This window comes from Streptomyces sp. NPDC028368, assembly GCF_055565615.1.
Genome location: NZ_JBVHTY010000016.1, coordinates 80,767 through 104,543 on the forward strand (window position 1 = coordinate 80,767; position 23,777 = coordinate 104,543).

The window sequence follows — 23,777 nt, forward strand, 5'->3', positions numbered from 1 at the left end:
GCGTCGGTGCAGGGCCAGCGAGATACGGGGGAGCCATGGGGGAAGCACACACACCGCACGCGCCGTTCGCGGCGCGGGACATCTTCTTGCTGCGCGCGCCGTTGGCGCCGGGCGCGCCGGGCCTGCCCCTCCCCCAGGAGGGCGGCCCCCAGGACCTCGACGCCTGTGCCGCGCTGCTCATCTCGGTCACCGAGAACCCGGCGCTGAGCGAGGCGCTCGACCTCGCCTCCCCCAGCCTCAGCGCCCTGGTCCGCCGGGTCGCCGAGCGCGGCGCCGGCGGAATCAAGGCCGGTCAGCTGCGCCGCGGCGCGCTCGCCGTGCTGCGCTACGACATCCGGATGCGGACCCGGCCCACGCCCTTCGGCCTGTTCGCCGGTGTGGCGACGGGCAGGTTCGACGCCACCGCCAAGGTCGAACGCGGACGTGCGCACCGCACCCGCACGCACGCCGATATGCAGTGGCTCACCAGGGTCGGCCACCGCCTCGAGCGCGATCCGGCCGTACTGGCCGCGCTCACCGTGCAGGCCCACCAGGCTCTGGTCTGCGCCGGGGACCGGCTGGTGCTCGTCTCGCCCTCCACGCAGGGCGTCGCCCCCGGCGAGAGCGGCGAGGGACGTTCCTCGGTGTCCGTACGCAGGACTCCGGTCGTGGCGCGGGCGGTCGCCGAGGCCGTCGAGCCGCTGCCGTACGAGGAGTTGGTCCGCCGTACCGCCGCGGCCTTCCCCACGGCCCCGGTGGACCGGATCCGTGCCCTGCTCGCGGAACTCGTACGCCAGGAGATCCTGATCACCGACCTGCGACCGCCCCTGGACGGCGGCGACCCGCTGCGGCATCTCCTCGGGCTGCTCGCCCCGGTTGCCGGGCCCCGCGAGGAGACCCGCCGGATCCGCGAGGCGCTGCTGGCCCTCGATCGTGAGCGACGGGCGTACGACGACCTGCCCGTCGGCGACGGCCGCGCCGCGCTGCGCCGCCTGCTGGCGTCCGCCCGGTCCCTCGAGCCCGACGACACGCCGCTGCACATCGACACCCGGCTGGACACCGAGCTGCGTCTGCCGTACGCGGTGCGCGAGGTGGTCGAGGCGGCGACCGGCATGATGTGGCGGCTCTCGCGCCCCAAGCTCGGACTGTTCGCGCTGCGCGACTACCACCGCCGCTTCCTCGATGCCTACGGGGCCGACCGGCTTGTGCCGATCCTCCAACTCCTCGACGACTCCCGGGGGTTGGGGGCACCGGCGGGTTACGGCTGGCCCAACAGCGAGGCCGCGCCGGTGCCGCCCGACGATCCGCGTACCGCCCGCCGCGACCGCGCGATGGCCCGGCTGGCGGCCGCCGCGCAACGGGACGGGCGGCGCGAGGTCGTCCTCCAGGACGCCGACCTGGAGGAGCTGTGCCATGACCGCGCCGACCCCGCGGACCTGCCCAACTGCTGCGAGGTGACGGTGCAGGTCGTCGCGCCCTCGACGGACGCGCTGGCCGGCGGGGACTTCCGGGTCTTCCTCTCGCCGTCGCCCGGCTCGCACCGGGCGGGCGCCACCTTCGCCCGGTTCGCCGACCACCACCCCGGCCGGCGGGACGCGTTCGCCGCGCTGCACCGCGACAACCCGGTGCACATCGAGGACGCCCTCCCGGTCGACCTCGCCTTCCGCACCCGTTCCGGGCGGGCCGCCAACCTCGCCCACACCATCCCGGCCACCGGCCGCCGGATCAGCGTCGGTGTGCCCGACGCCCCCGGCATCGAGGAGCTGCGCCTGTCCGACATCGGCATCGGCGCCACCTTGGACCGGCTGACCGCCGTCCACCTGCCCACCGGCCGCGAACTGGCCCCGGTGCTCGGCAACATGGTCAGCGCCCCCGCCCAGGCCCCCAACGCCATCCGGCTGCTGTGGGAGATCGGGCTCGAGGGCCAGCGGCTGTGGGAGCCGTGGAACTGGGGCCCGCTCGCGGATGCACCGTTCGTGCCACGGGTACGCCACGGCCGGTTCGTGCTGGCCTGCGCCGTCTGGCGGCTGGACGAGGTCCGTACGGCGGCCGAGCGGCTCCGTACGGCGGGGGGCGACGCGGGCGGGGCCAGGTGGGCGCGGGTGGTCGCGGACTGGCGGGAGGCCTGGGACGTGCCGCGCCAGATCCTCGCCGTCACCGCCGACCAGCGCCTGCTGCTCGACCTCGACCTCACCTGGCACCGCGAGCTGCTCCTCGACCAGGTGCTGCGCCATCCCGACCTGATGGCGCAGGAGGTGCCCGGTGAGTACGAAGGCCGGCCGGCCGGCCCGCTCGCCGGTCATGTCTGCGAGCTGGTGGTCCCGCTGGTCCGCCGGGAAAGCGGCGTACCGCGCCGCCGCCCGTACACCGGCCGCCTCCAGTCCGGCCGCGCCGCGCACGGCCTCGGCGGCAACTGGCTCTACCTCAAACTGCACGGCTCCGCCCGCGCCCAGGACGACCTGCTGCGCGACCATCTGCCCCAACTCATCGCTCTGGCAGGCGAGTTGGGTGCCGACGATTGGTTCTTCATCCGCTATACGGACGACGGCGGTCACCATCTGCGGCTGCGGCTGCACGGCGCGGACCCGCGCGAGGTGTGGGGCACGCTGACCCCCGAGGTCGGCCGCCTCCTCCAGCGGTGGCAGCGAACGGGACTGCTGCGCAGCCACAGCCTCGCCCAGTACGACCCGGAGACCGAGCGGTACGGCGGCCCGGCCGCCCAGCAGCCGGCCGAGCGGGTCTTCCGGCTCGACAGCGAGGCCGCTCTCGAACTGCTGCGGCTGGCCAAGGCCCCGGACAACGACTACGACGTCGACGATCTGGCCGTCATCTCCTGCGCCGCCCTCGCGCACGCCTTCGGGCCGCCCGCACCCGGCAGTCCGCCGGCCACCGACGACTGCGACGGGGACGGCGCCGCGGCCTGGCTGTCGATGACCGGATCGCGGCGCGACCTGCCCGCCGAGTTCCGGACGAACGCCGCCCGGTGGCGCCGCATCATCGACCCGTACGGCGGCTGGCCCGGCCTCCTTGCGGACCCGGCCGGCGCCCGGGTCCTGGCCGCGCTGCGCCCGCGGGACGAGGCGGTATGCCAACTCGCCGACCACGTAAGGCAGTCGGGCGCCACACCGGAAGGCCGGGTCGTCGGCAGCCTGCTGCACATGGTCTGCAACCGGCTGTTCGGCGGCTCCGGCGCCCGGGAGCTGACCGTGCTGGGCATCGCCCGCGGCGCCGTACAGGACCATCTCAACCGCCGGAGGCACCAGCTGTGACCACAGCCACCCTGACGGAGGGGACCATCGCCCTGGTCGCCGAGCGGCTCGCCGACCCCGAGCACACCGCCGCCGTGGCCTCCCACGAGGACAACCGCGACCCCGTGTACGACGCCGTGATGTGGGGCCCGCTCACGCTCGCCAACGGCCTGCCGGGCACCGCCCTCCTCTACGGCGAACTGGCCCGTACCGACGACTCCTGGCGTCCGGTGGCCCACCGCCACCTGGCGGCCGCCGGCCAGGTCATGGCGTCGGCGCCCGGCCGGGGCCTGTTCTCCGGGCCGGCCGCACTGCTGGCCGCCGCGCAGACCTGCGCCGGGGGCGAGGGGCACTACGGCTCACTGCGGCGCGGGCTGGCCACCTGGATCGCCGAGGACCAGACGCAGCGGCTGCGGGCCTTGGGTATCCGCGCCCTGGAGGGCGGCGCCGGCGTCGACTGGGCCGCGTACGACCTGGTCAACGGGCTGTCGGGGACGGCCCGTCTGCTGCTGGACTCGGCGGCCGACCCGGCGGAGCGCAGCCCGGCGGTGGAGTCGGCGCTCACCGCATCGCTGGAGCATCTCGTCGCGCTGAGCGAGCCCATCCGGGTCGACGGCCACCGCATCCCCGGCTGGTGGGTGCCCCCCGAGCTCCAGATCAGCGACCGCGACCGGGCGGAGTACCCGCGCGGAGATTTCAATCTCGGGATGGCCCACGGGATCAGCGGCCCGCTGGCGGTGCTCTGCTCGGCGTACGAGGCGGGCCGCGAGGTGCCCGGCATGCGCGAGGCCGTCGAGCGCATCGCCGAGTGGCTGCTGGGCTGGACGCTGCGGGACGAGGCGGGCACGTACTGGCCCGCCCGCGCGGGCTGGGACGAGGAGCTGGCGGCGCACCGGCCGCGCGCGCTGTTCACCCGTACCGCCTGGTGTTACGGCACCCCTGGCGTGGCCGCCGCCCTGTACCGCGCGGGCACCGCCCTGGGCCGGCCGCGCTGGCGCGATGCCGCCGTCGAGGCGCTGCGCGCCGCACTGCGCCGGGACGAGTCCCGGTGGGCGATCGAGGGCCCGACCGTCTGCCACGGGTACGCGGGCCTGCTGCGGGTCCTGGCCCGGGTCGCGTCGGCCTCCGGAGACCCGGGACTGTACGCCGGACGCGAACGGTTGGCCGGCAAGGTGCTGGGGTGCGCCGACGACGCGGCGCCCTTCGCCTTCCGCCACCTCATGCGCTTCCCGGCCGCCGCCCGCTCGCGCGTCCCGCACCGGGCGGTGAACGTCGCGGGCATGCTGGAGGGCGCCGCCGGCGTCGCCCTCGCCCTGCTGCCGGTCGGCGGCGATCCGCTGCCCTGGGACCGCTGCCTGGGGCTCGCATGAGCCGGGAGCCAACGAAGGGAGTTGCCATGTCCCCGACGCCGGCCTTCGAGGTGACCGGTCTCGTCGTGCGCTACGGCAAGCTGACCGCCGTCCAGGAGGTGTCCCTCAGCTCGGCCCCCGGCCGGATCACCGCGCTCCTCGGCCCCAACGGCGCCGGGAAGTCCAGCCTGCTCAGGGTGCTCTCGACCGCGGCACGGCCGGACGGCGGCAGCGTACGGATCTTCGGGCATGACGTCCGTGAGGCGCCGATGGCCGCCCGTACGCGCCTGGGGCTGGTCTTCCAGGAGCGCACCCTCGACAAGGAGCTGTCCGTCGAGCGCAATCTGTGGTTCCACGCCCGGCTGTTCGGCATGCAGCGCGCGGACGCCCGCGCCCGGATCGGCCTGATGCTGGATCTGTTCGGCCTCACCGACCGCCGCCGGGACCCCGTCGAAGAGCTGTCCGGCGGGCTGTCCCGGCGGGTGGAGATCGCCCGCGCCCTCCTGCACCGCCCCGGTCTGCTCATCCTCGACGAGCCCACCAACGGCCTGGATCCGGCCGCGCGCAGCGCCGTATGGGCCGATCTGCTGCGACTGCGCGACGAGCTGGGCGTCACGGTCCTGTATTCCACCCACTACATGGACGAGGCGGAGTACGCCGACGACATCGTCATCCTGCGGAAGGGCCGGGTGGTCCGGCAGGGCAGCGTCGACCGGCTCAAGAGCAGCCTGGACTCGTCCCGGATCGTGGTGTGCTGCGCGGACAACGACGCCGCCGCCCGTCAGCTGCGCGCCGTGGGCTTCGAGCCGCTGCTCGGGGCCGACGGGGTCACCGTGCACTGCGCCGAGCCCGAGGCCCGGATCGCGGAGGTGGTGCGGGCGCTGGATGTGCCGGGCCTGACCGTGTCCGTACGCCATCCGTCCATGAACGACGTCTACTTGGCCGCCGCCGGGCAGGACGGGCCGCGCGAGCCGTACGGGAGCGCGCGGGAGGAGGTGCGGACACCGTGACCGCAGTGAGCGCCCCCAGCGCCCCCGTCCCGGCCGGGACCGAAGGACGGCTGTCCGTCGCGCTCCGCGCCATCTCCGTGATCGCGCACCGCGATCTGCTCCGCCAGGTCAAGCGGCCGGGCGTGCTCTTCAGTCAGGGCGTACAGATCGTCTTCTTCGTCCTGGTCTACGCCGTCGGCTTCGACGGCATGATCCCCGCCGTGGGCGCGGTCCCCTTCAGCGCCTACGTCTTCCCCGGCATCATCGCCATCCAGGTCGTCTCCATCGGTGTCGCCTCCGGGCAGACCTACGCCTGGGACCGGGAGTACGGCGTGCTGCGCGAACTCCTGGTCGCCCCGGTGCCGCGGATCTGTCTGCCGCTGGGGAAGGTGGCGGCGGGCGCCGGCATGGTGACCGTACAGAGCGTCATCATGCTGGCCTTCTCGCCGCTGATGGGAGTGGATCTGACGGCGGTACGGTTCGCGGCCGCGGTCGGCTGCTACGCACTGGCCGCCACGGTCTTCAGCGTCATCGGCCTCTGTCTGGCCACGGTCATCACCCGGGTCCAGACCCTCCAGGCCACCGTCCAACTGGCCATGTTTCCGATGCTGTTCCTGTCCGGCTCGGTCTTCAGCCCCCAGGACGCGCCGGGCTGGCTGGCGCTGATCATGCGCCTCAACCCGATGACGTACGCGGTCGATCTGGCCCGGCAGACCCTGCTCGGAGGCGGCGGACTGCTGGCGTGGTGGGCGGATCTGGCCGCGCTGGGCGCGATCCTGGCGGCGGTGCTGGTGCTGCTGCGGGTACGGAGCGGGCGGTGAGCGCGACGGACGGCCCGGCGGCCTCCTGGGCGCCGCTACCCGCGCACGCCCGGCCGTTCGGGGCGCCCCTGGACGAGGACGAGGCGGCGGACCGCGTACTGTCCGGGGCGCTGCGGTGGCTCGACGCCCATCTGGAGTGGTTCGCGCCGCACCGCTGGGAGGAATTTCTGCCGCGCCGCCCCTTCCGCCCCGGCCCGCTGCTCGAACTCCTGGGTCTGGTACGTCTGTTGGATCGCTCGGGCCGCCTCCCCAAGGACGCACCGCTGCCGTCGCGCGCCCTGGATCTCGCCGAACACGCCGCGTCCGACCCGGACTTCTCCCGCGGCCTGCGCCGCGCCGACGACCTCTTCCCGTATCACCTCAACCTCATCGCCCTGCTCGAGCTGCTCGGCCGCCCACAGCCCGCCCTGCGGTCGCTCGGCGAGGGGCTGCTGGCGGCGGGCGCCGGGGGCCATGCCCGGCCGTACAAGCCGGTGCTCGGCCGGATCGAGCTGCGCTACTTCCTCGACCGTGGCGGCTTCCCCGCTCCCGCCCCGCTGCCCGACGTAGCCACCCTCTACCGCGAGAGCCTGCCCGCCCTGCGCCCGGACGTCCTCCATCTCACCGAGAGCGAGACCTACGCCCTCACCCATGTGCTGTTCTACGCCACGGACTTCGGCGGCCGCCCTCTCGTGGACCTCCCGGACGAGCGAGCCGGGCTGCGCGAGACCGTACGGGTGCTGCTGGCCGTCCATCTCGCCCGCGGGAGCCTGGACCTGGTGGCGGAACTGCTGCTGTGCGCCACGGCGCTGGGGCCCGGCCCGGACACGCCGACGCACTACGGCTGGACCGCGCCGGCCCGCGCCCAGCGACCGGACGGCGCGGTGCCCAGCCCCGTACACCGGCCCGATGTCCTGGCCCAACTCACCGGCGACAAGGCCGCGGCCTATCTCTTCGGCACCTGCTATCACACGACTCTGGCCTCGGGCCTGGCCGCGGCGGTACGGGCGGAACGGGGCGGCGGGCGGCATGTGGCCGGCGGCCCCCAACTCCCGTGCGCGGCGCCCGAGGAGGTCCGGCGATGGGCCCGGGAAGCGGCCGCGGCCCCGCCTTCGGTGCGCGAGGCCTGGGCGGCGCACCTCACTCCGCTGCTGGTGCTCTGCGTCCAGGCACGCGACCTGGCCGTGCTGGCGGAGGTGTTACGGGCCGCCGAGGCGCTGGGGCGCGGCGACGACCCGGTGGTCCGCTCGGCGGCCGCGTACGTGTCCGCCTCGTCTGCGCGGACCCGCTGCCCCGCCGCCCCGCCGCCCCGCTGACCGCCGGTACGACTTTGCACTCCCCCGGGTGACCGGCGCCCCGATCGCCCTCATACGGGACCGATCCCCCGATATCAACACCACATGATCGAGGACGTGCGCCACCAGCCGGTGTCAGGCCGCATCGCGGCAGACCTCCGGGGAATCCCCGAAACGGCCCTGTGGACCGTCTATCACCGGGCCGCCGAGGCCGCCCGGCCGGACACCGTGCTGCCCGACCCCCGCGCGGTCCAGCTGGTCGCCGAGGTGGACTTCCCCTTCCGGGAACGGCTCGGCGCCGCCCGGCCGTGGGTGGCACAGGCCATGGCGCTGCGCGCTCTGGCCTTCGACGGCGCGGTGCGCACCTTCCTCACCCTGCACCCCGACGGCACCGTGATCGCGCTCGGGGAAGGCCTGGAGACGCAGTTCTGGCGGGTGGACAACGGCCGGGTCCGCTGGATCACCGTCGATCTGACCGATCCGCTGACGCTGCGCAAGCGCCTCCTCCCGCACGGCGCGCGCCAGCGTCTGGTTGCCTGCGATGCCCGCGACAACCGCTGGATGGCGGGCATCGACACCTCCCGCGGGGTGCTGGTGACCGCCCAGGGCCTGCTGATGTATCTGCAGCCCGCCCAGGCGCAGGGCCTGATCGGCGCCTGCGCGGCGGCGTTCCCCGGCGGCACGATGGTGTTCGACAGCGTGTCACGGCGCTTCAGCGCGCGCTCCCGCAACGGGGTACGGGGGCCGGGCGGCCATCGCCTGCCGCCGATGCCGTGGGGCATGGACGCAGCCCAGCGACAGCAGCTGCGCACCGCCCATCCGGCCGTCACCGAGGTCACCGATATCCCTCTCCCCGCCGGCCGCGGCCTCCTCGGCTTCCTCGCCCCGCGTGCCGCGGCCGTACCCCTGCTGCGCGGCGACCGGCCGCTCATCACACGGCTGCGGTTCGGGGCGACGGAGGGCCGCCAGGACCTGTCCGGGGCAGCGGGGGGCTGACGTGCGCCCGCGCACCGGAAATCCGGCCGGGCGGCGGGCTCAGTCCTCGTGGCCCAGCTGGAGGTCGCGTTCGGTGCGGCCGCCGCCGGCCACCTGGAGGACGGTGGCCACCGGCGGATATCCGGCGGCGATCACGGTGTACTCGCCGGCCGAGAGATCCACGAAGCGGAACAGGCCGTCGGGTCCGGTGGTCGCGGTGTCGACGACATTGCCCGCCGCGTCCAGGAGAGTCACCCGCGCGTCCTCCACCGGGCGGCCGCCGCCGGCCCGTACGGTCCCGCGCAGCACCGCACCGCCGGCGAGCTCGATGTCCTGGCGGGTCTCGCGGGACGCCTGGACGGTGACCGGCAGCGCGGCGGGGCGGAAGGCCGGGGCGCTGGAGGCGAGGGTGTACTCGCCGGCCACCAACTCCCCGATGACATAGGCGCCTTCGCGACCACTGCGGGTGGTGGCGACGACCTCGCCGCGTACGTCGGTGAGGGTGACCATGGCGTCGCGTACCGGCGTGCCGTCGCCCGTCGTGACGGTGCCCGCGAGGCGCCCGGCGCCGCCGAGCACCACATCCAGGTCGACCGGCCGCTCGCCGACGGTGACGGTGACGGCCTGCGGCTGGTGCCCGCCCGCGGCCGCGATCAGCACATACGAGCCGGCGCCGGGTGTGCTCAGCGCGTACCGCCCGTCCTCGCCGGTGGCGCCGCGCCCGATCTGCCGCCCGGCGACGTCGATGAGGGTGAGCGCGGCGCGCGGCACGATGCTGCCGTCGTGGTGCTGGACCGTGCCGCACACCGGGACGCCGGCCGAGGTCGCGGGGTAACCGGCGGCGGAGCCATAGCCGTTGGCGGCGGAACGCGCCCGGGGCACGCCGGTCGAGGGGTCCTCGGCATCGCCGTACGGCGCGTGCGAGGTCTGGGGGGCCTGCGATGCATGAGAGGCGTGGGACACCAGTGGTTTCTCTTTCAGGAAGATGGCGAGCAGGAAGCCCACGACGAGCACCGGCACGAGGTAGAGGAAGATCCCCGGCATGGCGTTCGCGTACGCGGCGATGTAGCCGTCCCGCAGTCCGGCGGGCAGGGCGCGCACCAGCTGCGGCGTGAGGGAATCCGGGTCGGGCAGGTGCGCCGACTCCGGTAGTTGATGGGCGAGTTGACCGGCGAGCCGGTTGGCGAAGAGGGTGCCGAAGATGGCCGCGCCGACGCTGCCGCCGATCTGCCGGAAGTAGTTGTTGGCACCGGTCGCGGTGCCGAGGTCGCGGCGGCGTACGGAGTTCTGCACGGCGAGCACCAGCACCGGCATGACGAAGCCGATGCCGAGGCCGAGGATGCCCATCCAGAGGCTGTAGACGCCGCGCGGGGTGTCGCGTTCCATCCGGGACAGCAGCCACATTCCCTCCGCGGCCGCCGCGCAACCGAGGATCGGGAAGATCTTGTAGTGGCCGGTACGGCTGATGAGCCGGCCGGAGACGAGAGAGGCGAGGACGATGCCGCCCATCAGGGGCAGCATCAGCAGCCCGGACTCGGTGGCCGTCGCGCCGTCGACCATCTGCAGAAAGGTCGGCAGATAGCTTGCGGCGCCGAAGAGCGCGATGCCGACGACCGCGCCGACGAGCCCGGTGATGTTGAAGATGGAGTCGCGGAACAGCCGGAGCGGCATCAGCGGTTCGGCGGCGAAGTGCTCGACGGCGAGGAACAGCAGCGCGGTGCCGAGCGCCCCGGCGCCGAGCCCGATGATGACCCGCGAGTCCCAGGCGTACTCGGTGCCGCCCCAACTGGTCAGCAGAACGAGGCAGGTGGAGAAGGCGGCGAGGAGCAGCGCGCCCGCGATGTCCAGCTTGGCGCGGCCCCGGGGCCTGGGGAGCCTGAGGACAAGGGCGATGACGAGGAACGTCAGCACGCCGAAGGGGACGTTGATGTAGAAGCACCAGCGCCAGGAGGCGTGATCGGTGAAGAAGCCGCCGAGCAACGGCCCGGCCACGGAGGCGAGTCCGAAGGCCGCGCCGATCAGGCCCATGTAGCGGCCGCGGGCCCGCGGCGGCACGACATCGGCGATGATCGCCTGGACGCCGATCATGAGGCCGCCGCCGCCGACGCCCTGGACGGCCCGGAACGCGATCAGTTCGTCCATGGAACGCGACCAGCCGGACAGCGCCGAGCCGGCGACGAAGACCAGGATCGCGAAGAGGAAGACGGGCTTGCGGCCGAAGAGGTCGCCGAGCTTGCCGTAGACGGGCAGGCCGATGGTGGAGGCGAGCAAGTAGGCGGTGACCGCCCAGGACATCTTGGGCAGGCCGTGCAGCTCGCCGACGATCTTCGGGAGCGCGGTGGCGACGATGGTCTGGTCGAGGGCCGCGAGCAGCAGCGTCAGCAGCAGCCCGACGAAGATCATCCGTACCCGGCCGGGCCCGAGGGGGACCGTTTCGACGTCATCCGGACCGGCAAAATCCGGGCCGGCAACAGGAGTTGCCGGCGCCTCGGTCCGTTCGCCCCGGTCCGTCAGGGTGGTCCCGCCCACGTACTGCCTCCCTCGTCACACCTGCACCACCGCCCATTTCTCGCATCAGGCGACAACGGCGAACAAGTACGACGAAAGGGGGCGTGCGGGGCGGGAGAGGGCGTCAAGTACGTTGCCCGGGGCGCCTATTGGGCTCCCATCAGGGGTTTCCGTACGGCGCCGACCCAAAGGGCCGGACACCGTGGCGCCACGGAAACCACCCGAACCGGTGACCGCGCTACTTCTCGGTCTCCTTGGCGAGGTTGGCGAGGATCGCGTCGTAGATCCGGCCGAGACCCTTGGGGGCGAAGGTCCGCTCGAAGAAGCCGCCGATACCGCCCGCGCCCTGCCAGGTCGTGGTGACGACGACATTGGCGCGACCCTCGCCCGCCGGAGTGACGACCCAGGTGGTCACCATGGAGGAGTTGCGGTCCTTCTCGACGAGCTGGCCGTCGGTGGGCTCGTCGACCTCCAGCAGGCAGTCACGCACCCGCTTGCTGGTGGCCTGGAGCTTCCAGTGGACGAGGGTGCCCTTGCCGTCGCCGCCCTCGCGGACCTCGTACTCGCTGAAGTGCTCGGGCAGCAGCTTCTGGCGCGTGCCGCTGTAGTCGGCGAGCGCGTCGAACACGTCCTCCGGGTCCGCCGCGATCTCGCGCTGCGTGGTGGCCTCGACCTGACCCATGTGTGTCTTCCTCCAGTAGTCGGCTGCACATCCTGCGGTGCGCCGCCAAGCCAACCACCACTGGGCGGCACGCCCAAAATCCGGGGTGACAACCAACAAGGGAACATATGTTCTATTATCGAGAACGGGGGCTCGACAGGACCCTGAAGGAGGCCCGATGCGCTGGGACAATCTGGGTGAAAGCCCTGCCGCGCTGTTCGGTACGGACGTCGTCAGCCGGACGATCGACACCCCCGAATTCCGTGGCATCACCTTCCATGAGGTACGCGCCCGCTCGATCGTGAACCGCGTCCCGGGCGCCTCCCGGATGCCGTTCGAATGGACCGTGAACCCGTACCGCGGCTGCAGCCATGCCTGCGTCTACTGCTTCGCGCGCAAAACGCACAGCTATCTCGACCTGGACACCGGGCTCGGCTTCGACTCCCAGATCGTGGTGAAGGTCAACGCCCCCGAGCTGCTGCGCCGCGAGCTGACCGCCCGGCGCCGGCGCGGGGAGCACATAGCCATGGGGACGAACGTCGACTGCTATCAGCGGGCAGAGGGACGCTACGGCCTCATGCCCGGCATCATCGCGGCGCTGCGCGACCACGCCAACCCGTTCTCCATCCTCACCAAGGGCACGCTGATCCTGCGTGACCTGGAACTGCTGCAACAGGCGGCCGAGGTCACCGACGTCGGCATCTCCGTCTCCGTCGGGTTTCTGGACAGCGAGCTGTGGCGCACGGTCGAGCCGGGCACGCCCGCGCCCGAACGCCGCCTCGACGTGGTGCGCACGCTCACCGCGCACGGCATCGCGTGCGGCGTCCTGATGGCGCCGGTGATCCCCTTCCTGGGCGACGCCCCGGACCAGCTACGGGCCACGGTCCGGGCCGTCGCGGAGGCCGGCGCCGGGTCGGTCACCCCGCTCGTGCTGCATCTGCGGCCCGGCGCCCGCGAGTGGTTCATGGCGTGGCTGGGCCACCACCACCCGCATCTGGTTCACCGCTACGAGCGGATGTACGCAGGAGGCTCGTACGCTCCGACCTGGTATCAGCGCCGCATCACCCGCCAGGTCCACGAACTCGCCCGGGAGTTCGGCATCGGCCCGTACCGCCCCGGCGAGCACCGCAACGTCCCGTCCACGCCCGCCGCAGCGCCCGCAGGCCCGGCCGATCAGCCGTCCGCGCCCACGCAGTTGACGCTGTTGTGAGCCTCGGGCACGGCCGCCAGGGCGCGCGCCAGACGGTCGCGGGCCGCCGCCTGGGCGGCGATCCGCGCATCGATGACGGCGAGCCGCTCGCGGGCGATCCGCAGACCCTCGGGTGAGGGCGGCGCGGTGGACATATCGCCGTCCAGGCAGTGCGCGAAGCACCGTACGTCCGCGAGCGTGAGGCCGGCGTCGAGGAGATGCCGGATGTTGCGGACCCGGACGGCCGCCCGCTCGTCGTAGTCGCGATAGCCGTTGGCCGCCCGCTCCGAGCCGATCAGGCCCTCGCGCTCATAGTTGCGCAGCGCCCGCGGCGACGCCCCCGTCAGCCGTGTTAGTTCCCCGATCCGCACCGGACCACCTCCGCGGCCGTTCTACCAGGCGGCAGCCGGGCACCCGGCACCCGGCACCGGTCAGCCGACCACCGCGCCCCCGTCGACGGGCAGCACGACCCCGGTCACGAACGATGCGGACGGGGCGGCCAGGCCGGTGATCGCCCAGGCCACCTCCTCGGGCCGCCCGACCCGCCCCATCGGGGTGTGCTCGATCTGCCACTGACGGACGGCCTCGCGCCGCTCCGGGGACCAGCCCTGGTGCAGTGCGATCGGGGTCTCGATCGCGCCGGGTGCGACGGCGACGACCCGTACGCCGCGCGGCGCGAGCTCCACCGCCCAGCTGCGGGTGAGCAGTTCGAGCGCCGTCTTGGTCGCGGCATACACCGAGTTGCCCGGCCAGCCCCGCTGCCCGACCGAGGTGCTGAGGTTCACCACCACCCCACCGGTCCGCTCCAGATGCGGCACCGCCGCCTGGGTCAGCAGCACCGGTGCGACAAGGTTGGTCGCGAGCTGCGGTGCCATCAGTTCCTTGGTGTACCTGCCGAGCGCGCCCTCGCCCACCGTTGCGGCGTTGTTGACCAGCACATCCACCCGGCCGTAGGTCTCGGCCGCGTAGCGCACGATCTCCTCGGGCGCACCGTCCTCGGTGATATCGGCGGCGTACGGCATGATCGCGCCGCCGTCGGGGCACTCCTGTGCCGTCTCCTCCAGGGGAGCGCTGCGCCGCCCGACCGCCACCACCCGCGCGCCTTCGGCCGCGAAGGCGCGGGCGGTGGCCCGGCCGATGCCCGTACCGGCACCGGTGACGATCACGACCCGGGCGGGCGCGGGGTCCTGCATCTTGCGCGTTGCGTGTTCCATGCCGGGAGTCTCGAACCCTGCCCCCAGGGTCAGGGTCAAGCCCCGCCTTCCCGACGGCCGGCGCCATCGCTCCCGGGCGCCTCCTCATGCACCCCCAGCCGCGCCAGCGACGCCGCCGCGGCGGCCGCCAGGCGGGGATGCGGGAGGGCGGCGGTGAGGGTGGGGACCGCGCGGCGGTCGCCCAGGGCGCCCAGGCCCTCGACGCAGGCGAGGGCCACCCGCCAGTAGGGGTTGTGCGGGGTGAGCAGCCGCTCCAGGGTCGAGATCAGGGCCGGTACGGACTGCGGGGCGCGGAGTTCGGCGAGGAGCCGTACGGGGTGCAGGGCGTAGGCGGTGCGCAGCGGGTTGGTGGCGAGGGCGGCCGCGGCGCGGGCGGTGCGCGGGTCGCCCAGGCGGCCCAGGGCGTGCGCGGCGGTGGCGCAGCGGACGGGTTCGCGGTAGTTCAGCAGCAGCACCAGGGTCTCGAAGGCGCGCTTGTCGCCGGCGCAGCCGAGGATGAAGGCCGCGATCTCCCGGGCCCACAGGGGGCGTTCGACGGCGACGAGTATCCGGGCCAGTTCCTCGCGTCCGGCCTGGGTGTTCTTCCGGGCAAGGCCCAGCAGCCGCTCGTAGGCGACCAGATCCTGTGGGGAGCGGAGCTCGGCCCGCACCCGGTCCGTCAACTCGTGGAATTCCTCTTCCATTTGTTGCACCCCTCCCGCCGGGCCGCCCCGGTTCCGCCGACGTGGCCTGCGCCACAGCCTAATGACCCGCACTACCCCTGGCGCTCCGGTTACCCACCGGTTAACCTGCTGGAACGAGCAGCACCCCTGCTCGGGCGGCCGGTGACGCAGCCGCCAGCAAGTGAAGTCGGTTCGAAGTCGGTTCGGCACCGCACAGCACGACATTTCGGGAAGCACACGGCACGGCCCCGGGACAGGGCCCGCCACGGCTCCCGCTCCGCCGGCACTGCCCGCAGTGCTGCGGCTTTCCGCGGCTCACCCGCCGTATCCCCAAGCCGCTGCGCGCTGCGTACGGCCGCGACCGCGCGGATACCCCTCAGTCGTCACTTCTCCCCTGCCCTCAGGGGAACACCCTCTGGAGTCTCGCGATGGGCCCTCAGTCCACCCCAGATCTCTCACCCGACGTTTCTCCGCTGTCCCTCTCCACCGTGGCCGTCGTCGGCCTCGGCACCATGGGCACCGGCATCGCCGAGGTCCTCACCCGGGCCGGCCGCGAGGTCATCGGCATCGACACCGACGAGGCCGCGGCCCGGCACGCCGTCGCCACCCTCGAGGCCGCCACCGCCCGCGGTGTGCAGCGCGAGCGGATCACCGAGCGGGAGCGGCAGGACATTCTGTCCCGTTTCCGTACCTTCACCGATCTGCAGGCCGCCGCGGACGCCGACCTCGTCATCGAGGTGGTGCCCGAGGACTACGAGCTCAAGCGGCAGGTCTTCGGCGCGCTCGACGCCATCGTCCGCCCGGACACCATCCTGGCCACCGGCACCAACGCCCTCTCGGTGACCCGGCTGGCCGCCGACTCCCAGCGCCCCGAGCGGGTGCTCGGCGTGCACTTCTTCAACCCCGCACCGGCCATGAAGCTGGTCGAGGTGGTCTCCTCGGTGCTCACCGCCCCGACCGCGGTCGCGGCCGTCACCGCTCTCGCCCGCGACCTGGGCAAGGACCCCATCGCGGTGGGCGACCGCCCCGGATTCGTCGCCGACGGCCTGCTCTTCGGCTACCTCAACCAGGCCGCCGCGATGTACGAGTCCAAGTACGCGACCCGCGAGGACATCGACGCCGCCATGCGGCTCGGCTGCGGCCTGCCGATGGGCCCGCTCGCCCTGCTCGACCTGATCGGCGTGGACACCGCCCGTACGGTCCTTGAGGCGATGTACGCCGAATCCCACGACCGGCTGCACGCCCCCGCGCCGATCCTGGGCCAGCTGGCCGAGGCGGGGCTGACCGGCCGCAAGGCGGGCCGCGGCTTCTACACCTACGAGGCGCCCGGCAGTGCCACGGCCGTCCCGGACGCCGAGAGCCCGGCCGCCGCCGATGCGTCGGCTGCCGGCCGTACGGTCTCCAGCGTCGGCGTCGCCGGTTCCGGAACGATGGCGAGCGGCATCGCCGAGGTCTTCGCCAAGGCGGGCTTCGATGTGGTGCTGGCCGCCCGCAGCCTGGCGAAGGCGGAGACGGCGAAGGCCCGGATCGCCAAGTCTCTTGGCCGGTCGGTGGACAAGGGCCGGCTGACCGCCGAGGCCCGCGATGCCGCGCTGGCCGCGATCACCCCGGCCGGTTCGCTCGACGCCTTCGCGGACGTCGACCTCGCGGTCGAGGCCGTGGCCGAGGACCTCGAGGTCAAGCAGCAGCTGTTCGCGACCCTGGACAAGGTCTGCAAGCCGGGTGCGGTGCTCGCGACGACCACCTCCTCGCTGCCGGTCGTCGCCTGCGCCCGCGCCACCTCGCGCCCGCAGGACGTCATCGGCATGCACTTCTTCAACCCGGCCCCGGCCATGAAGCTGGTCGAGATCGTCCGTACGGTCCTCACGGCCGACGACGTGCACGCCACGGTCCGTTCGGTGTGCACCAAGGTCCGCAAGCACCCGGTGGACTGCGGCGACCGCGCCGGTTTCATCGTCAACGCGCTGCTCTTCCCGTACCTGAACAACGCGATCAAGATGGTCCAGGAGCACTACGCCTCCCTGGACGACATCGACGCCGCCATGAAGCTGGGCGGCGGCTACCCGATGGGCCCGTTCGAACTCCTCGACGTCGTCGGCCTGGACGTCTCCCTGGCCATCGAGAAGGTGCTGCACGCGGAGTTCCGCGACCCGGGGCTCGCTCCGGCGCCGCTGCTGGAGCATCTCGTCGCGGCGGGCTGCCTCGGCCGCAAGACCGGCCGCGGCTTCCGTGAGTACGCCAAGCGCTGACGGGCGGGGGCACTCCCGGCCACGCGCCGGGGGAACGTGGGGCGGACTGCTGGAGCCTTCGGCCGGCGGTCCGTCCCAGGTCACGGGGGCGCGGCCGGTACCTGATGCCGCGGGCCGAGTAAATATGCAGTACCGTCCCCACATGTCCCAGCCCGCTCGTACGCCGACCTCCGACGCATCCGACACCAGCACTCCAGGCACCCGCCGCGCGGCCGCTCAACGGCTCAAAATGCGCCGCGAACTGTCGGCGGCGGCAATGGAGCTGTTCGCGACCAAGGGCTATGAAGCGACCACGGTCGACGAGATCGCGGCCGCCGCCGGCGTCGCCCGCCGCACGTTCTTCCGCCACTTCCGCTCCAAGGAAGAGGCGATCTTCCCGGATCACGACGACACCCTCGTCCGCGCCGAGGCGGTCCTGGACGCCGCCCCGCCGCACGAGAACCCCCTCGACACGGTCTGCCGCGGCATCAAGGAAGTCATGCGGATGTACGCGGCCTCCCCGGCCGTCTCCGTCGCCCGCTACCGCCTCACCCGCGAAGTCCCCACCCTCCGCGAGGCCGAGATCGCCTCGGTCGCCCGCTACGAACGGCTCTTCACCCGCTACCTCCTCGGCCACTTCGACGAGGGTGCCCACCACGAGGGCGACGACGACCCCCTGCTCGCCGAGGTCGCCGCATCGGCCGTGGTCACCGCACACAACCACGTCCTGCGCCGCTGGCTGCGCGCGGGCGCGGAGGGCGATGTCGAGGCCCAGCTGGACCACGCTTTCGGGATCGTCCGCGAGACCTTCGGCACGGGCATCGGCGCGGGCCGCACCGCCACCGGGGAGGCCGCGGCGCCCGCGACGGTTTCGCGGCAGGGTGAGGTGCTGGTGGCGGTGGCCCGCACGGATGCGCCGCTGGATGAGGTCATGCGGACGATCGAACGGGCGCTGAAGAAGCGGTAGCGGGCGCCCACGGCGGCGGCCCGCATCCGGTGGTACGGCCGCCGCCTTGGCCCTCTGCAGCCAGGGCGGCACAGGGAAAGACCGAGTCGCGGCGGGTGCTCGGCGCGAAAGTGGCGCCGGACCTCCCGGACGCCGAGCCGCTCCTCGATGAACTCGCCGCTCTCTGCGGGCACTTACCCCTGGCACTCGCCCTGGCCGCCGCCCGGATCGAGGAGGACGGCGGCGGCCCGCTGCCCACCCTGGCGGCCCTGCGCCAACGCGCTGACCGCACAACGGAGTTGGGGATGGGCGTGACATTCGAATCCTCCCTGGGCGCGCCGGCGCCCGAAGACGCCCGGATGATGCTGCCGCTCGGGCCGCACACGGGTATCCGCACCGACGCCGGGGCCGCCACCCCTCGTCCGGTACCGGCCTCGGCCCACCGCTCCATTTGAACGATCATCGCTCATCCCGCTCATCTGAACCCCGTGCCACTCAACCGAGAAATTCATGGCACTCAGTGTCTTGTCAGATGGCACGCGGTGTCATACGTTGAGAGTGTCCGGTCGACCGGCGCACGGCACACCTCGTGCACCGGCTGTCCCAGCAACCCTTCGCGGCTGCCCGCCCGGACGCCTGCGTCACAGGCATCACACCGCGCTCACCAGCGCTGCCAGGCATCGCGACCGAGGCCTCCGCAACACCGCGGCGGACGAGGACACGGCGCCACCCCGGCCGAACCGACGGCACCACCCGCACCACCCCCGACGTTCCCTCAAGCCGTTCTTCAAGCGCTTCCCCAAGCTCTCAACTCCGTTCGAGCAGGGGAGACCCCTTCCGCCGGAGGCAATCCGTGAATGAAATCCTGGACGCGATCCTCGCGCCCGACACCACCCGCGACGACTTCGCCGCGCTGACCCTCCCCGAGTCCTACCGCGCGGTGACCGTGCACAAGGACGAGGCCGAGATGTTCGCCGGCGTCCCCAGCAAGGAGAAGGACCCCCGCAAGTCGCTGCACGTCGAGGACGTGCCGGTGCCCGAGCTGGGGCCCGGCGAGGCCCTGGTGGCCGTGATGGCCTCCTCCGTGAACTACAACAGCGTCTGGACCTCGATCTTCGAGCCCGTGTCGACGTTCGGTTTCCTGGAGCGCTACGGCCGCCTCTCGCCGCTCACCAAGCGGCACGACCTCCCGTACCACGTCATCGGCTCCGACCTGGCCGGCGTCGTCCTGCGGACCGGGCCCGGCGTCAACGCCTGGGGCCCCGGCGACGAGGTCGTCGCGCACTGTCTGTCCGTCGAGCTGGAGTCCTCCGACGGCCACAACGACACCATGCTCGACCCCGAGCAGCGCATCTGGGGCTTCGAGACCAACTTCGGCGGCCTCGCCGAGATCGCCTTGGTCAAGTCCAACCAGCTGATGCCCAAGCCGAAGCACCTGAGCTGGGAGGAGGCGGCGGCGCCCGGTCTGGTCAACTCGACCGCGTACCGCCAGCTGGTCTCGCAGAACGGCGCGGGGATGAAGCAGGGCGACAACGTCCTGATCTGGGGCGCGAGCGGCGGGCTCGGCTCGTACGCGACCCAGTTCGCACTGGCCGGCGGCGCCAACCCGATCTGCGTGGTCTCCAGCGACAAGAAGGCGGAGATCTGCCGGAAGATGGGCGCCGAGGCGATCATCGACCGCAACGCCGAGGACTACAAGTTCTGGAAGGACGAGCACAACCAGGACCCCAGGGAGTGGAAGCGCTTCGGGAAGCGGATCCGCGAGCTGACGGGCGGCGAGGACGTCGACATCGTCTTCGAGCACCCGGGCCGCGAGACGTTCGGCGCCTCCGTCTACGTGACGCGCAAGGGCGGCACCATCGTCACCTGCGCCTCGACCTCCGGTTACAACCACGAGTACGACAACCGCTACCTGTGGATGTCGCTCAAGCGGATCGTGGGCTCGCACTTCGCGAACTACCGCGAGGCGTGGGAGGCCAACCGCCTGATAGCCAAGGGGAAGATCCACCCGACGCTGTCGAAGACGTACACCCTTGAGGAGACCGGGCAAGCGGCGTACGACGTGCACCGCAATCTGCACCAGGGCAAGGTCGGCGTGCTGGCGCTGGCGCCCGAGGAGGGCATGGGAGTGCGCGACGAGGAAATGCGCGCGAAGCACCTCGACGCCATCAACCGCTTCCGCAACGTCTGACGCAGCCAAGCGGCTGAACGACGAAGATACGGGTCACACATGACTGAGCGTCAGAAGGATCGTCCGTGGCTGATGCGGACGTACGCCGGGCACTCCACCGCCGAGGCGTCCAATGAGCTGTACCGGCGCAACCTCGCCAAGGGCCAGACCGGCCTGTCGGTCGCGTTCGACCTCCCGACGCAGACCGGTTACGACCCCGACCACATCCTCGCCCGCGGCGAGGTCGGCCGGGTCGGGGTCCCGGTGTCCCATCTCGGCGATATGCGGCGGCTGTTCCAGGACATCCCGCTGGACCAGATGAACACCTCGATGACCATCAACGCCACCGCCATGTGGCTGCTGGCCATGTACCAGGTGGTGGCCGAGGAGCAGGGCGCCGACATCACCAAGCTGTCGGGCACGACGCAGAACGACATCGTCAAGGAGTACCTGTCGCGGGGGACGCATGTCTTTCCTCCGGGGCCGAGCCTCCGCCTGACCACCGACATGATCGCGTACACGGTCAACAACATCCCGAAGTGGAACCCGATCAACATCTGCAGCTACCACCTGCAGGAGGCGGGGGCCACGCCGGTCCAGGAGATCTCGTACGCGATGTCCACGGCGATCGCGGTGCTGGATGCCGTGTTCGCGTCGGGCCAGGTCCCCGAGGACCGCAAGGGCGATGTCGTGGCCCGGATCTCGTTCTTCGTGAATGCCGGCGTCCGGTTCGTCGAGGAGATGTGCAAGATGCGGGCGTTCTCCCGCATCTGGGACCAGGTGACCCGCGAGCGCTACGGCATCGAGAACCCCAAGCACCGCCGCTTCCGCTACGGCGTCCAGGTCAACTCGCTGGGGCTGACCGAGGCGCAGCCGGAGAACAACGTCCAGCGGATCGTGCTGGAGATGCTGGCCGTCACCCTCTCCAAGGACGCCCGCGCCCGCGCCGTCCAACTCCCGGCCTGGAACGAGGCGTTGGGGCTGCCGCGGCCCTGGGACCAGCAGTGGTCGCTGCGCATCCAGCAGGTGCTGGCACACGAGAGCGATCTGCTGGAGTACGAGGACATCTTCGCCGGCTCGCACGTCATCGAGGCCAAGGTGGACGCCCTCGTCGACGAGTGTCTGGCCGAGATCGAGCGCATCCAGGAGATGGGCGGCGCGATGGCGGCCGTCGAGTCCGGCTACCTCAAGTCGCAGCTGGTCTCCTCGCACGCCGAGCGGCGGGCCCGTATCGAGGCCGGTGAGGAGAAGATCATCGGCGTCAACTGCTACGAGTCCACCGAGCCGAACCCGCTCACCGCCGACCTCGATACGGCGATCATGACGGTGGACCCGGCCAACGAGGCGCGGGTCGTCAAGGCGCTGCACGGCTGGCGGGACAACCGTGACGAGACGCGGGCGCAGGAGGCGCTGTCGGTCCTGAAGAAGACCGCGGCGGGCGACGCCAACCTCTTCCCGGCGACGCTGGAGTGCGTGCGGGCCGGCGTGACGACCGGCGAGTGGTCCTGGGCGCTGCGGGATGTCTTCGGTGAGTTCCGGGCGCCCACGGGTGTCTCCGGCGCGCCGCTCGCCGTCACGGCCGAGGCGGGCACGCCGCTCGCAGTGGTCCGCGAGAAGGTCGCCAAGACCGCGGCCGATCTCGGCAGCGGCAAGCTGCGCCTGCTGGTCGGCAAGCCCGGCCTGGACGGGCACAGCAACGGCGCCGAGCAGATAGCGGTACGGGCCCGGGACGCGGGCTTCGAGGTCGTCTACCAGGGCATCCGGCTGACTCCGGAGCAGATCGTCTCGGCGGCCGTCGCCGAGGACGTGCACTGCGTGGGGCTGTCGATCCTCTCCGGTTCGCACGCCGAACTGGTTCCGGACGTACTGACCAGGCTGCGCCGTACCGGCGTGGACGACGTCCCCGTCATCGTCGGCGGAATCATCCCCTCCGCCGATGCCACCGCCCTCCGTGAAGCCGGAGTGGCGGCCGTCTTCACCCCCAAGGACTTCGGTATCACGGAGATCATCGGCCGTATCGTCGACGAGATCCGTAAAGCGAACCAGCTCGACCCTCTGGAGGTCCCCGCATGACCGCGCCCGTCAATCGGCTGCGCCCGCGCCGCTCCTGTCTGGCGGTCCCCGGCAGCAACCCCCGCTTTCTGGAGAAGGCCCAGGGCCTGCCGGCCGACCAGGTCTTCCTGGACCTGGAGGACGCCTGCGCGCCGCTCGCCAAGGAGGGCGCCCGGCACCACATCGTCGACGCGCTGAACAACGGCGACTGGACCGGCAAGACGCGGGTCGTGCGGGTCAACGACTGGACGACGCACTGGACGTACCGGGACGTCATCACGGTCGTCGAGGGCGCGGGCCCCAACCTCGACTGCATCATGCTGCCGAAGGTGCAGGACGCCCAGCAGATCGTGGCGCTCGACCTCCTGCTGACCCAGATCGAGAAGACGATGGGCTTCGAGGTCGGCAGGATCGGTATCGAGGCGCAGATCGAGAACGCCAAGGGCCTGGTGAACGTCGATGACATCGCCGGTGCCTCGCCGCGCCTGGAGACCATCATCTTCGGCCCGGCCGACTTCATGGCGTCCATCAACATGAAGTCGCTGGTGGTCGGCGAGCAGCCCCCGGGCTACCCGGCGGATGCCTACCACTACATCCTCATGCGGATCCTGATGGCCGCCCGTACGCACGACCTCCAGGCCATCGACGGCCCCTACCTTCAGATCAAGAACGTCGACGGCTATCGCGAGGTCGCCGGGCGCGCGGCCGCTCTCGGCTTCGACGGCAAGTGGGTGCTGCACCCGGGCCAGGTCGAGGCCGCCAACGAGGTCTTCTCGCCCTCGCAGGAAGATTACGACCACGCGGAACTGATCCTGGACGCCTACGAGTGGTGCACCTCGGAGGCGGGTGGGAAGAAGGGTTCCGCGATGCTCGGCGACGAAATGATCGATGAGGCGAGCCGGAAGATGGCCCTGGTCATCGCCGGCAAGGGCCGGGCCGCCGGCATGACCCGTACGTCCAAGTTCGAGGCCCCGGAGGCGTAAGCGCGATGCAGTTCGGCCGTACCTATGAAGAGTTCACCGTCGGCGATGTGTACAAGCACTGGCCCGGGAAAACCGTCACGGAATACGACGACCACCTCTTCTGTCTGCTCACCATGAATCATCACCCGCTGCACATGGACAGCAACTACGCGGAGCAGACCACCGACTTCGGAAAGAATGTCGTCGTCGGCAACTACATCTACTCGCTGCTGCTGGGCATGTCGGTACCCGATGTCTCCGGAAAGGCCATCGCCAATCTGGAGATCGAGTCGCTGAAGCATGTGGCGCCGACCTTCCACGGCGACACGCTCTACGGCGAGACGACCGTGCTCGACAAGACGCCGTCGAAGTCCAAGTCGGACCGCGGAATCGTGTATGTCGAGACCAAGGGCTACAAGCAGGACGGCACGCTGGTCTGCGTCTTCCGGCGCAAGGTGATGGTCCCCACGGCCACGTACATCAAGGAGCGCGGCGGCGAACAGCCCGGCCGCCCGGAGCTGCAGGCCCCGGCCAAGAAGGAGAAGTAGCC

19 protein-coding genes are annotated in these 23,777 nt (G+C 72.0%); 14 read left to right on the plus strand and 5 right to left on the minus strand.

What is annotated here, in order from left to right; genetic code table 11:
* Positions 1-35 precede the first annotated feature (35 nt).
* The 6 genes from ACZ4S3_RS31100 to ACZ4S3_RS31125 all read left to right on the plus strand — a co-directional run bounded on the left by ACZ4S3_RS31100 (position 36) and on the right by ACZ4S3_RS31125 (position 8,656).
* Positions 36-3,248, plus strand: a complete 3,213-nt coding sequence (locus ACZ4S3_RS31100; RefSeq protein WP_467940114.1) for a lantibiotic dehydratase — start codon at positions 36-38, stop codon at positions 3,246-3,248.
* Positions 3,245-4,597 (plus strand): lanthionine synthetase C family protein, encoded by a 1,353-nt coding sequence (locus ACZ4S3_RS31105; protein WP_467940116.1) that lies wholly within the window; start codon positions 3,245-3,247, stop codon positions 4,595-4,597. The genes ACZ4S3_RS31100 and ACZ4S3_RS31105 overlap by 4 nt, the downstream gene beginning before the upstream one ends.
* Before the next feature lie 26 nt (positions 4,598-4,623).
* Positions 4,624-5,586, plus strand: a complete 963-nt coding sequence (locus ACZ4S3_RS31110; protein ID WP_467940118.1) for an ABC transporter ATP-binding protein — start codon at positions 4,624-4,626, stop codon at positions 5,584-5,586.
* Entirely contained in the window at positions 5,583-6,386 is an 804-nt protein-coding gene (locus ACZ4S3_RS31115; protein ID WP_467940120.1) for an ABC transporter permease, read from the plus strand. The genes ACZ4S3_RS31110 and ACZ4S3_RS31115 overlap by 4 nt, the downstream gene beginning before the upstream one ends.
* Positions 6,383-7,681: a DUF6895 family protein gene (locus ACZ4S3_RS31120; protein WP_467940122.1), complete on the plus strand. Its 1,299-nt coding sequence runs from the start codon at positions 6,383-6,385 to the stop codon at positions 7,679-7,681. The genes ACZ4S3_RS31115 and ACZ4S3_RS31120 overlap by 4 nt, the downstream gene beginning before the upstream one ends.
* A gap of 84 nt (positions 7,682-7,765) precedes the next feature.
* Entirely contained in the window at positions 7,766-8,656 is an 891-nt protein-coding gene (locus tag ACZ4S3_RS31125; protein ID WP_467940124.1) for a class I SAM-dependent methyltransferase, read from the plus strand.
* Between the two features lie 39 nt (positions 8,657-8,695).
* Here ACZ4S3_RS31125 and ACZ4S3_RS31130 read toward each other — a convergent pair whose 3' ends face one another.
* Both ACZ4S3_RS31130 and ACZ4S3_RS31135 read right to left on the minus strand, forming a co-directional pair.
* On the minus strand, positions 8,696-11,164 hold the full coding sequence (locus tag ACZ4S3_RS31130; RefSeq protein ID WP_467940126.1) for an MFS transporter: 2,469 nt from the start codon (positions 11,162-11,164) through the stop codon (positions 8,696-8,698).
* Positions 11,165-11,381: 217 nt separating this feature from the next.
* The gene (locus tag ACZ4S3_RS31135; RefSeq protein WP_467940128.1) at positions 11,382-11,825 is read right to left on the minus strand and encodes an SRPBCC family protein; all 444 of its coding nucleotides are present in this window, start codon (positions 11,823-11,825) and stop codon (positions 11,382-11,384) included.
* A 157-nt stretch (positions 11,826-11,982) separates the two neighbouring features.
* Here ACZ4S3_RS31135 and ACZ4S3_RS31140 point away from each other — a divergent pair, with 157 nt between their 5' ends.
* Positions 11,983-13,014, plus strand: a complete 1,032-nt coding sequence (locus ACZ4S3_RS31140; RefSeq protein WP_467940130.1) for an Rv2578c family radical SAM protein — start codon at positions 11,983-11,985, stop codon at positions 13,012-13,014.
* Here the strand turns inward: ACZ4S3_RS31140 and ACZ4S3_RS31145 are convergent.
* The 3 genes from ACZ4S3_RS31145 to ACZ4S3_RS31155 are packed head-to-tail and all read right to left on the minus strand — an operon-like array spanning position 12,978 to position 14,890.
* Positions 12,978-13,364, minus strand: coding sequence for a MerR family transcriptional regulator (locus tag ACZ4S3_RS31145; RefSeq protein ID WP_467940132.1), 387 nt, complete (start codon positions 13,362-13,364; stop codon positions 12,978-12,980). The two genes, ACZ4S3_RS31140 and ACZ4S3_RS31145, sit on opposite strands and share 37 nt — an antisense overlap.
* A 60-nt stretch (positions 13,365-13,424) precedes the next feature.
* Positions 13,425-14,207 (minus strand): SDR family NAD(P)-dependent oxidoreductase, encoded by a 783-nt coding sequence (locus tag ACZ4S3_RS31150; RefSeq protein ID WP_467940134.1) that lies wholly within the window; start codon positions 14,205-14,207, stop codon positions 13,425-13,427.
* Between the two features lie 35 nt (positions 14,208-14,242).
* On the minus strand, positions 14,243-14,890 hold the full coding sequence (locus ACZ4S3_RS31155) for a HEAT repeat domain-containing protein (RefSeq protein ID WP_467940136.1): 648 nt from the start codon (positions 14,888-14,890) through the stop codon (positions 14,243-14,245).
* Between the two features lie 407 nt (positions 14,891-15,297).
* On the opposite strand from ACZ4S3_RS31155, the gene ACZ4S3_RS31160 reads away from it, so the two are divergent.
* The 7 genes from ACZ4S3_RS31160 (at position 15,298) to ACZ4S3_RS31190 (ending at position 23,775) form a co-directional block, all read left to right on the plus strand.
* Positions 15,298-17,118: a 3-hydroxyacyl-CoA dehydrogenase family protein gene (locus ACZ4S3_RS31160; RefSeq protein ID WP_467940138.1), complete on the plus strand. Its 1,821-nt coding sequence runs from the start codon at positions 15,298-15,300 to the stop codon at positions 17,116-17,118.
* A gap of 142 nt (positions 17,119-17,260) precedes the next feature.
* Positions 17,261-18,064, plus strand: coding sequence for a TetR family transcriptional regulator (locus tag ACZ4S3_RS31165; RefSeq protein ID WP_467940140.1), 804 nt, complete (start codon positions 17,261-17,263; stop codon positions 18,062-18,064).
* Between the two features lie 110 nt (positions 18,065-18,174).
* The gene (locus ACZ4S3_RS31170; RefSeq protein WP_467940142.1) at positions 18,175-18,498 is read left to right on the plus strand and encodes a hypothetical protein; all 324 of its coding nucleotides are present in this window, start codon (positions 18,175-18,177) and stop codon (positions 18,496-18,498) included.
* Between the two features lie 398 nt (positions 18,499-18,896).
* Complete coding sequence (gene ccrA / locus ACZ4S3_RS31175) at positions 18,897-20,234, plus strand: crotonyl-CoA carboxylase/reductase (protein WP_467940144.1); 1,338 nt, start codon at positions 18,897-18,899, stop codon at positions 20,232-20,234.
* A gap of 39 nt (positions 20,235-20,273) precedes the next feature.
* Complete coding sequence (locus tag ACZ4S3_RS31180; protein WP_467940146.1) at positions 20,274-22,286, plus strand: protein meaA; 2,013 nt, start codon at positions 20,274-20,276, stop codon at positions 22,284-22,286.
* Positions 22,283-23,248, plus strand: coding sequence for an HpcH/HpaI aldolase/citrate lyase family protein (locus tag ACZ4S3_RS31185; RefSeq protein ID WP_467940149.1), 966 nt, complete (start codon positions 22,283-22,285; stop codon positions 23,246-23,248). Before ACZ4S3_RS31180 ends, ACZ4S3_RS31185 begins: the two co-directional genes overlap by 4 nt.
* Positions 23,249-23,253: 5 nt before the next feature.
* A complete protein-coding gene (locus tag ACZ4S3_RS31190; protein WP_467940151.1) occupies positions 23,254-23,775 on the plus strand; it encodes a MaoC family dehydratase in 522 nt (173 codons plus the stop codon).
* Positions 23,776-23,777 lie beyond the last annotated feature (2 nt).